The organism is Streptomyces sp. NPDC057654 (assembly GCF_042800135.1).
Taxonomy (GTDB): domain Bacteria; phylum Actinomycetota; class Actinomycetes; order Streptomycetales; family Streptomycetaceae; genus Streptomyces.
The window spans coordinates 1-7,564 of the sequence record NZ_JBHVHQ010000396.1 but is presented as its reverse complement, the minus strand read 5'-3'; the positions used below and the strand labels follow the sequence as shown (position 1 = coordinate 7,564).

The 7,564-nt window shown below is 70.7% G+C and carries 7 protein-coding genes and 1 pseudogene; 4 read left to right on the top strand and 4 right to left on the bottom strand.

From position 1 onward, the window contains the following. Positions 1-84 precede the first annotated feature (84 nt). Both ACFU99_RS25645 and ACFU99_RS25640 read right to left on the bottom strand, forming a co-directional pair. Positions 85-513 carry an organic hydroperoxide resistance protein gene (locus tag ACFU99_RS25645; protein WP_384395866.1) on the bottom strand — a complete coding sequence of 143 codons (429 nt, stop codon included), beginning with the start codon at positions 511-513 and terminating at the stop codon, positions 85-87. A 67-nt stretch (positions 514-580) separates the two neighbouring features. Next, on the bottom strand, positions 581-1,600 hold the full coding sequence (locus tag ACFU99_RS25640) for an NADP-dependent oxidoreductase (protein WP_384395862.1): 1,020 nt from the start codon (positions 1,598-1,600) through the stop codon (positions 581-583). A gap of 88 nt (positions 1,601-1,688) precedes the next feature. On the opposite strand from ACFU99_RS25640, the gene ACFU99_RS25635 reads away from it, so the two are divergent. Then, complete coding sequence (locus ACFU99_RS25635; protein ID WP_384395859.1) at positions 1,689-2,120, top strand: MarR family winged helix-turn-helix transcriptional regulator; 432 nt, start codon at positions 1,689-1,691, stop codon at positions 2,118-2,120. Between the two features lie 119 nt (positions 2,121-2,239). Here the strand turns inward: ACFU99_RS25635 and ACFU99_RS25630 are convergent, their stop codons facing one another. Then, positions 2,240-3,367 carry a hypothetical protein gene (locus tag ACFU99_RS25630; protein ID WP_384395856.1) on the bottom strand — a complete coding sequence of 376 codons (1,128 nt, stop codon included), beginning with the start codon at positions 3,365-3,367 and terminating at the stop codon, positions 2,240-2,242. Positions 3,368-3,991: 624 nt separating this feature from the next. On the opposite strand from ACFU99_RS25630, the gene ACFU99_RS25625 reads away from it, so the two are divergent. The 3 genes from ACFU99_RS25625 (at position 3,992) to ACFU99_RS25615 (ending at position 6,352) form a co-directional block, all read left to right on the top strand. Next, positions 3,992-4,900, top strand: coding sequence for an ABC transporter ATP-binding protein (locus ACFU99_RS25625; protein WP_384395853.1), 909 nt, complete (start codon positions 3,992-3,994; stop codon positions 4,898-4,900). Next, positions 4,897-5,889, top strand: a complete 993-nt coding sequence (locus ACFU99_RS25620) for an ABC transporter permease (protein ID WP_384395851.1) — start codon at positions 4,897-4,899, stop codon at positions 5,887-5,889. Before ACFU99_RS25625 ends, ACFU99_RS25620 begins: the two co-directional genes overlap by 4 nt. Before the next feature lie 106 nt (positions 5,890-5,995). Next, on the top strand, positions 5,996-6,352 hold the full coding sequence (locus ACFU99_RS25615) for a GntR family transcriptional regulator (protein WP_384395868.1): 357 nt from the start codon (positions 5,996-5,998) through the stop codon (positions 6,350-6,352). A 13-nt stretch (positions 6,353-6,365) separates the two neighbouring features. Here ACFU99_RS25615 and ACFU99_RS25610 read toward each other — a convergent pair. Further along, positions 6,366-7,564: pseudogene (locus tag ACFU99_RS25610) on the bottom strand (hypothetical protein); the annotation flags it as partial.

Below are 7,564 nucleotides of genomic sequence, written 5' to 3'. Positions count from 1 at the left end.
GTCGGTCCGTACGGGCGTACGTACGCGGAAGCGCGAAAGGCCGCACCCCGGTGCGCGGGGTGCGGCCTCCTCGTACGGCGCGGGTCAGGCGACGTTCAGCGTGACCTCGATGTTGCCGCGGGTGGCGTTGGAGTACGGGCAGACCTGGTGGGCCTTCTCCAGAAGGTCCTTGGCGGTGGCCGCGTCCACGTTCGGGATGGAGGCCGACAGCTCGACCTTGAGGCCGAAGCCGCCCTCGGGGGTCTTGCCGATGCCGACCTTGGCGGTGACGGTCGAGCCGGAGATGTCGGCCTTCTCCTTGCGGGCCACGACGCCCAGCGCGCCCTGGAAGCAGGCGCTGTAACCGGCGGCGAAGAGCTGCTCGGGGTTGGTGCCGGCGCCGCTGCCGCCCATCTCCTTGGGCGGGTTGACGACCACGTCGAGCTGGCCGTCATCACTGGCCACGCGGCCGTCACGGCCGTTCTCGGCGGTCGCGACGGCGGTGTAGACAACGTCCACGGACTGAATGCTCATGCTGGGATCCTCCTGCTGGTTCGCCGCGCCCGCGCGCCCGCGCGTCCACGGCGTCGTACGAGTGAGCCTAGTCGTTGAAGCTGACGATCATCTTTCCGGTGTTCTCGCCGCGCAGCATGCCGAGGAACGCCTCCACCGCGTTGTCGATGCCGTTCACCACGGTCTCGCGGTACTTGAGCTCGCCGGAGCGCACCCAGGCGGAGACCTCCTCCACGAACCGGGGCTGGAGCGCGGCGTGGTCGCGCACGAGCATGCCCTGAAGGCGCAGCCGCTTGCCGATGACGAGGGCGAGGTTGCGCGGGGCGGGGGTCGGCTCGGTCGCGTTGTACTGCGCGATCATGCCGCAGATGGTGGCGCGGCCGTGCACGTTGAGCGAGCTGATCGCGGCTTCCAGGTGCTCGCCGCCGACGTTGTCGAAGTAGACGTCGATGCCGTCGGGGGCGGCCGCCTTGAGCTGCTGCGCCACGGGGCCGTTCTTGTAGTTGAAGGCGGCGTCGAAGCCGTACTCCTCGGTGAGGAGCCTGACCTTGTCGTCCGTGCCGGCGCTGCCGATGACGCGGGAGGCGCCCTTGAGCTTGGCGAGCTGCCCGACCTCGCTGCCGACCGCGCCCGCCGCGCCGGAGACGAACACGGCGTCGCCCTCCTTGAAGGAGGCGACCTCCAGCAGCCCCGCGTAGGCGGTGAGTCCCGTCATGCCGAGTACGCCGAGGTAGGCGGTGAGCGGGGCGGCCTCGGGGTCGACCTTGGCGGCCTTCGCGGCGTCGAGCAGGGCGTACTCGCGCCAGCCCAGGCCGTGCAGGACATGGTCGCCGACGGCGAACCCGTCCGCCTTGGAGGCGATGACCTCGCCGACCGCGCCGCCCTCCATCGGCTGGTCGAGCTGGAACGGCGGTACGTACGACTTGACGTCGTCCATACGGCCCCGCATGTAAGGGTCCACCGACATGTGCAGATTGCGGACCAGGATCTGACCCTCGCCCGGCTCGGTCACCGCGCTCTCGCGCAGCGCGAAGTCCTCCGGCTTCGGCCAGCCCTGGGGGCGGGCGGTCAGGTGCCATTCGCGGCTGGTCGTGGGGAGTGCGGTCATGAAGCGAAGCCTCCTAATGTTTCAGCAGCTGAAAGAACCATGCACCTGGATATTTCATGTTGTCAAGCAAAACGCTATCCTGGTCCGCATGGCCACTCGTACAGACGCACTGACCCTGGAGGTCGTCGACCTCATCGCCACCGTCGTGGTCCGCTACCACGAGGAGTACGAGGAAGCGGCCGCCAAGCACTCCCTCACCGGTGTCCAGGCGCGCCTGCTGGCACTGCTCTCCCGCGAGCCGCTGCCCATGCGGCGGATCGCCGTGAAGCTCAAGTGCGAGCCGTCGAACGTCACCGGGATCGTGGACCGGCTGGAGGGCCGCGGCCTCGTCGAGCGGCGGCCGGACCCGGACGACCGCCGCGTGAAGCTGGCCGCGGCGACGCCCGAGGGGCAGCGCACGGCCGATCAGCTGAGGGGCGCGCTCCACTTCGCCCGCGAGCCGCTGGCCGGGCTGTCGGTGGCGGAGCGCACGCTCCTGCGCGGCCTGCTCCAGCGCGTGCTGGGCATCGATCCGACCTGATCGGCCCAGAGGCGCGATGCGGGCGCGACGGAGCCCCGGACGGAGATCCGTCCGGGGCTCCTGCCCTGCCTGACCTGCCGTCCGCCGCTCGGTGACGTGCGGCCCCGTCAGGAGTCGGTTCAGCGCGCGGCGGGCGGCGCCAGCCGCTGCTGGTAGTAGAGGGATCCGTAGAACGTGCCCCGGGCGCCGGTGACGTACAGCGAGCCGTCCTTCGCGGTGGTCAGGTCGTGGACGCCGAACATCAGCGGCTCCAGACCGTCGACCTGCTCCCACGCGGAACCGGTCCAGCGGACCAGCCGCTGGTTGCCGGAAAGCCCGGCATACAGCTTTCCGCCGTAATTGGCGAAGGATTTGGCCGTCGCCGCCTCCTTGCCCGGAACATCCCGGTGGGTCCAGCTCTTGCCGTCCCAGTGAATGACGTACGCGCCGGTCCGCTTCTCCCCCTGGCCGCGCGCGTCCACGACGGTTCCGGAGACCCATACGTCGTTCGGCCCATTACTGATGACGGCGTCGAGGAATGTGCTCACCTTCGGGATCGAAGGCACCGCGATTCGCGTCCACTTGGCGCCGTCGTAGTGCACGACAAGCCCCTGGTTCTTGTCATTGGCGACCCCGCCGGCATCAGTGCTGCCCACGGCCCAGATGTCGTTCTCCGACTTCACCTGAAGGGCGCTCAGATTGCCCTCGATGTCGTCGAACTTGGTGGTGTCCCAGGTCTTGCCGTTCCAGTGGGTCACCGTCGGCACGAATGCCGTGTCGGCCCGTGTGTTGCCGACGCCCCAGAGGCTGGTGCGGCTGACGGCCTCGGCGTCGAGGATCTCCACGCTGTTCGTGCCGGGGCTGAGGTTGGCCGACCACTTGGCGCCGTCGTAGTGGTGGACCCGCCAGGTGCCGTCGTCGCCGTACTTGCGGCCGATGGCCCACAGGTCGTCGGGGGACGTGCCGGTCACCGTGTCCGCCACGCCGTCGGCGGGCAGCTTCAGCTCCTTCCAGGCGTCCCCGTTCCGCTGCCACAGCCGCTGGTCGAGCCAGCAGTCGCCGCACTCGTCCTGCCTGGTGGTGACGACGGAGTTGTCGCCGTCGAAGGGGAGGATGGCCGAGGCCGCGTTCTTGAGGGGCTGGGGCAGCGTCTCCCAGACGGGCGGCGCCGCCGCGTTCGCGGGTGCGGCGGCCAGGGCCACACCCGCGACGGCCGCGGTCAGCAGCGCCGAGGCGGCGCGCCGGCCACGGGAAGTTCCCTTGATCATGTGTCCTCCGTTGTCGTTCGTACAGCACTCCGGATCCACGCCGTGCGTGAATTCATGTGCGCCCGCGCGGCGTCGGCGGATTACCCCCGCACCGGGAGGAACGGGGCCTCGACCGGGTTTTCGGAGAATCCATGCCCGGGACCGAACCTCACCACAGCTTTCCCCCCAATGGTCGCGCGGCGTCGCCAACGACAGCCACGCAAAGCCGAGTCCGAGAACTGACGGGAACATATCACTTCAAGATCCCGGCGCTCGGGAATCTCCGGCGGACGATTCCATTCCGCACCGAACGGGCCGCCGGAAAATCGCTAAGCGGAATCCGAACGACCATCGCGGACTATTTCATTCCGCTCACTCCGGGTAACACAATTCCGGTCGAATAAAGGACGAGGCCGACCTTTGTTCATCCAGTTCACCCCGAATTCGCCTCGCGCCCTTTCCGGTACGGAACGCGCGCGCCGCCCGGCGGCGACGGTCACGTGACGTCGGCCACACCTCACTCCGCGTCGCCGGAACCCTCACACGCCGCCCGACCCGTTCGACGACCGTTTGACACCGCGCCCGCCCGGCCTCCACTATTCATTCCACTAGCTGACTAGCTAATTAGCAAGGTAGGGAGAGCGTGTGACTGACGCGATCGAGGCGCGCGGACTGGGCAAGCGGTACGGCCGCACGTGGGCCGTGAAGGACTGCTCGTTCCGGCTGCCGGCCGGCCGGATCTGCGGGCTCGTAGGGCCCAACGGCGCGGGCAAGAGCACGCTGCTGGGCATGGCCACCCGGCTCGTCCAGCCCACGGAAGGGACGCTGCACCTGTTCGGGGTGCCGGTGACCAAGACGGCCGTGCTCGCCAAGAGCTCGTTCCTGGCCCAGGACAAGCCGCTGTTCACCCGGTTCACCGTCGAAGAGACCCTGCGCATGGGGCAGGAGCTGAACCCGACCTGGGACCAGGCGCTCGCCGAGCGGATCGTACGGGCGGGAAACCTGTCCTTCGACTCGCGCGTCGGCACGCTCTCCGGCGGTCAGCGCACCCGCGTGGCGTTCGCGCTGGCCTTCGGCAAGCGCCCCGAACTGCTGCTCCTGGACGAGCCGATGGCCGACCTGGACCCGCTCGCCCGCCATGAGATGGCGGGGCTGCTGATGGCCGAGGCCGCGGAGCAGGGCACCACCGTGGTGATGTCCTCCCACATGCTCTCCGAGCTGGAGACCATGTGCGACTACCTGGTGGTCGTCTCGGAGGGCCGGGTCCGGCTGGCCGGCGAGGTCGACGCGCTGCTGCCCGCGCACGCCCTGGTGACCGGCGCGCAGACCGAGGACGGCATGCCGCCGCAGCTGGACCTGCACACCGTCATCGAATCCCACACCGTCGGCCGCCAGTTCACGGCTCTGATCCGCCCGGTGGGCAAGGTCGGAAACGACTGGCGGATCAGCACACCCACTCTGGAGGAAGTCCTGTTGGGGTACTTGCGCACACCTGACGCCCCGCCGCTGCTCACGCCCAGCGCCCGCGTCGAGGAGCAGGGGGCGGCGGCATGAGCGCGACGGCACAGGCGCCTCTCGACAAGGCCGCGACCGGCAAGAAGCGGCCCCGCGTCCTGCACGGGATGGTCTGGCTGGTCTGGCGCCAGCACCGGGTCGTCTTCTGGCTCGCCATCGCGGCGGGCGTCATCGGCTCCGCGGTGATGATCTATCAGCGTGCCGGGGTGGTGGACTTCCTCCACCACGCCGAGCAGTCGGGGAAGGACGACGGTGGCCAGTCGTTCCACAACCGATACGACTCGCTGTTCAAGAACGGGGCCCAGCTCCTGACCGCCCTGCCCGCCCTGTTCGGCGTCTTCCTCGGCGCCCCGCTGATCTCGGCCGACCGGGAGAACGGCACCGCGCGGCTGGTCACGACCCAGGCGACCGGCCGCAGCCGCTGGCTCGCGACCAAGCTCGGCATGGCGGCGGCGATCACGCTGCTGTGCACGGCGGCCCTCTCGGCGGCCTTCACCTGGCTGTGGGAGCCCGCGCACCTTGAGGTCGAGAACGGCAACTGGCTGGACACCGGCATCTTCGAGGCCACCGGGCCGATGCCCGTCGCCTTCGCCCTGCTCCTCCTCGTCACGGGCGTCGCGATCGGCATGCTCGTCCGGCGGGTGGTGACCTCCATGGCGCTGACCTTCGTCGTCGCCCTCGCGGTGCAGTACCTGTGGGACTACGTACGGCCGCTGCTCGCCGGACTCCGCGTGTTCACCTACCCGTACCACGACGACAACGGCATCGCCGGGCTGCCCCAGGGAGCGGTGCAGGTCGACAACTGGATCTCCACCGCCGACGGCAAGCTCTTCGGCTTCGGCACCTGTCTCAACGACGCCCACGCGGACGCCTGCCGGGCCAAGCTCGGCATCGTGAACAACTACGTAGAATACTTCGGCTACGACCAAATGCGCGGTATGCAGTGGCTCGGCGCCGGAATCCTGCTGGCAGTGGCGGCGGCCATCGCCGTCTTCGTCCTGTACTGGGTCCGGCGCAGGCCGATGTGAGCACGCCAGGACGTACGACGCGCGACGCGGCGGGCACATCCGGTGCTCGGGGAGAGACGGAGAGGGGGCGCTAGTGGTCGAGTTCCGCATCGACCGGCACAGCGGCATGGCCGCCTACCTCCAGATCGTCCAGCAGGTCCAGGAGGCGCTGCGCCTGGGCATCCTGCTGGAGGGCGACCAGCTGCCCACCGCGGCCAGGGTCGCCCGCGACACCAAGCTGAACCCCAACACCACGCTGAAGGCGTACCGGGAGCTGGAGCACCAAGGGCTCGTGGAGCCGCGGCCCGGTGTCGGTACGTTCGTGAGCCGGGCGGCGGCGCAGCAGGCGCAGGCCAAGCCGCTCGCCGAGTCGCCGCTGCGCGGCGAGCTCAACGACTGGATGCGCCGGGCGCGGGTGGCGGGGCTGGAGTGGGGCGATGTCTCGGCCCTGATCACGGCGGCGCGGGCGGAGCACTACCCCTGACCCGGCGGCCCGGCTACCGGCGCATCAGCTTATTGGCCGAGCGGGCGGCGAAGAACAGCAGGCCGGCGGTGAGCGCCGCCGCCATCCAGGCCGTGTCGAGCACGCCCCGCCCGTCCAGGCCGCGGGAGAGCGCGGAGTTGAGTACGAATGTCAGCCCGCCGATCGAGACCAGGGGCCCGGCCGCGTACCAGGCCATGAACAGGAAGGGCCCGGCCCCGCCGGTCGGCAGGGCGCCGCCGACGAACATCAGGTCCGTACGGGCCGGGCCGCGGCAGGCCGCGAAGACGGCGGCGGCCGCGAACGGCAGCGCGCACAGCGGCATCAGCAGCAGCGGCCAGCGCACGCCCGCCACCGCGTACGGCACGGCCGCGAGCAGCCCCAGCAGGGCGCCGAGCACGGCGGGCACGATCGCGTGCTGGAGCATCAGCGTCCGGAAGCGGAACGGGGACCAGGCCGCGCGCCGTACGTCGTCCGTCTCCAGCCGCGCGGTCTCGGCGAGCGCGCCGACCGCGAAGTATCCGAAGAGCAGGCCCAGTACGAGCCCGATCACCCGCTTCTCGCCGCCGAGCTCCACGCCCAGGCCCGAGGTCAGGGCGGCGCACCCCATCCAGGTCAGGGCCCTGCCCAGCCGGCCGGGGGTGCGCAGCAGCGCCAGCAGGTCCCGCCACAGGACGACCAGGTACTTGTTGCGGGGCGCCCGCACGCTGACGCGCCAGGTGGGCTCGCCGCCGCCCGACTCCAGGACGGCCAGCTTGGCGGCGCGCAGTTCCAGGGACCACATCCCGGCGGAGACCGCGGAGGAGGTCGCCGCGCGGCTGCGCAGCTGGGCGGTGGGTACGTGCGCGGCCTGCTGATGCCCGTAGCGCAGGGCCGCCGCGGCGGCGGCCACGAGCAGCACGACGGCCGCGGGCCAGCCCGGCGCGGATCCGCCGGTGGCGGCGACCAGCGGCTGCGCGGCCCAGCCCCAGGGGCCGGACCACAGCTCGATCCACTCCAGGGGGGCGAGGCGGTGCCCGCCGCTCGCGAGCCCGATCTGTACGGCCAGGAGCGCGAGCAGCAGCACGGCGAGGGCCGTCAGCCTCCGCACCCGGCGGGCCAGCCGGGGCCGGCCCTCGACGACCATGCCGAGGGTGACGGCGAGCAACGGCAGACAGAGCGCCGCCGGGAGGGCGGCGAGCAGGGCGCCGCCGAACGAGGCCAGGTCGATGACGC

Bases quoted from the DNA above. Each gene is read 5' to 3' on its own strand.
- ACFU99_RS25640 (WP_384395862.1), bottom strand. From the start codon at position 1,600: ATGACCGCACTCCCCACGACCAGCCGCGAATGGCACCTGACCGCCCGC.
- ACFU99_RS25615 (WP_384395868.1), top strand. From the start codon at position 5,996: ATGGCCGCCTACCTCCAGATCGTCCAGCAGGTCCAGGAGGCGCTGCGC.
- ACFU99_RS25630 (WP_384395856.1), bottom strand. From the start codon at position 3,367: ATGATCAAGGGAACTTCCCGTGGCCGGCGCGCCGCCTCGGCGCTGCTG.
- ACFU99_RS25635 (WP_384395859.1), top strand. From the start codon at position 1,689: ATGGCCACTCGTACAGACGCACTGACCCTGGAGGTCGTCGACCTCATC.
- ACFU99_RS25645 (WP_384395866.1), bottom strand. From the start codon at position 513: ATGAGCATTCAGTCCGTGGACGTTGTCTACACCGCCGTCGCGACCGCC.
- ACFU99_RS25620 (WP_384395851.1), top strand. From the start codon at position 4,897: ATGAGCGCGACGGCACAGGCGCCTCTCGACAAGGCCGCGACCGGCAAG.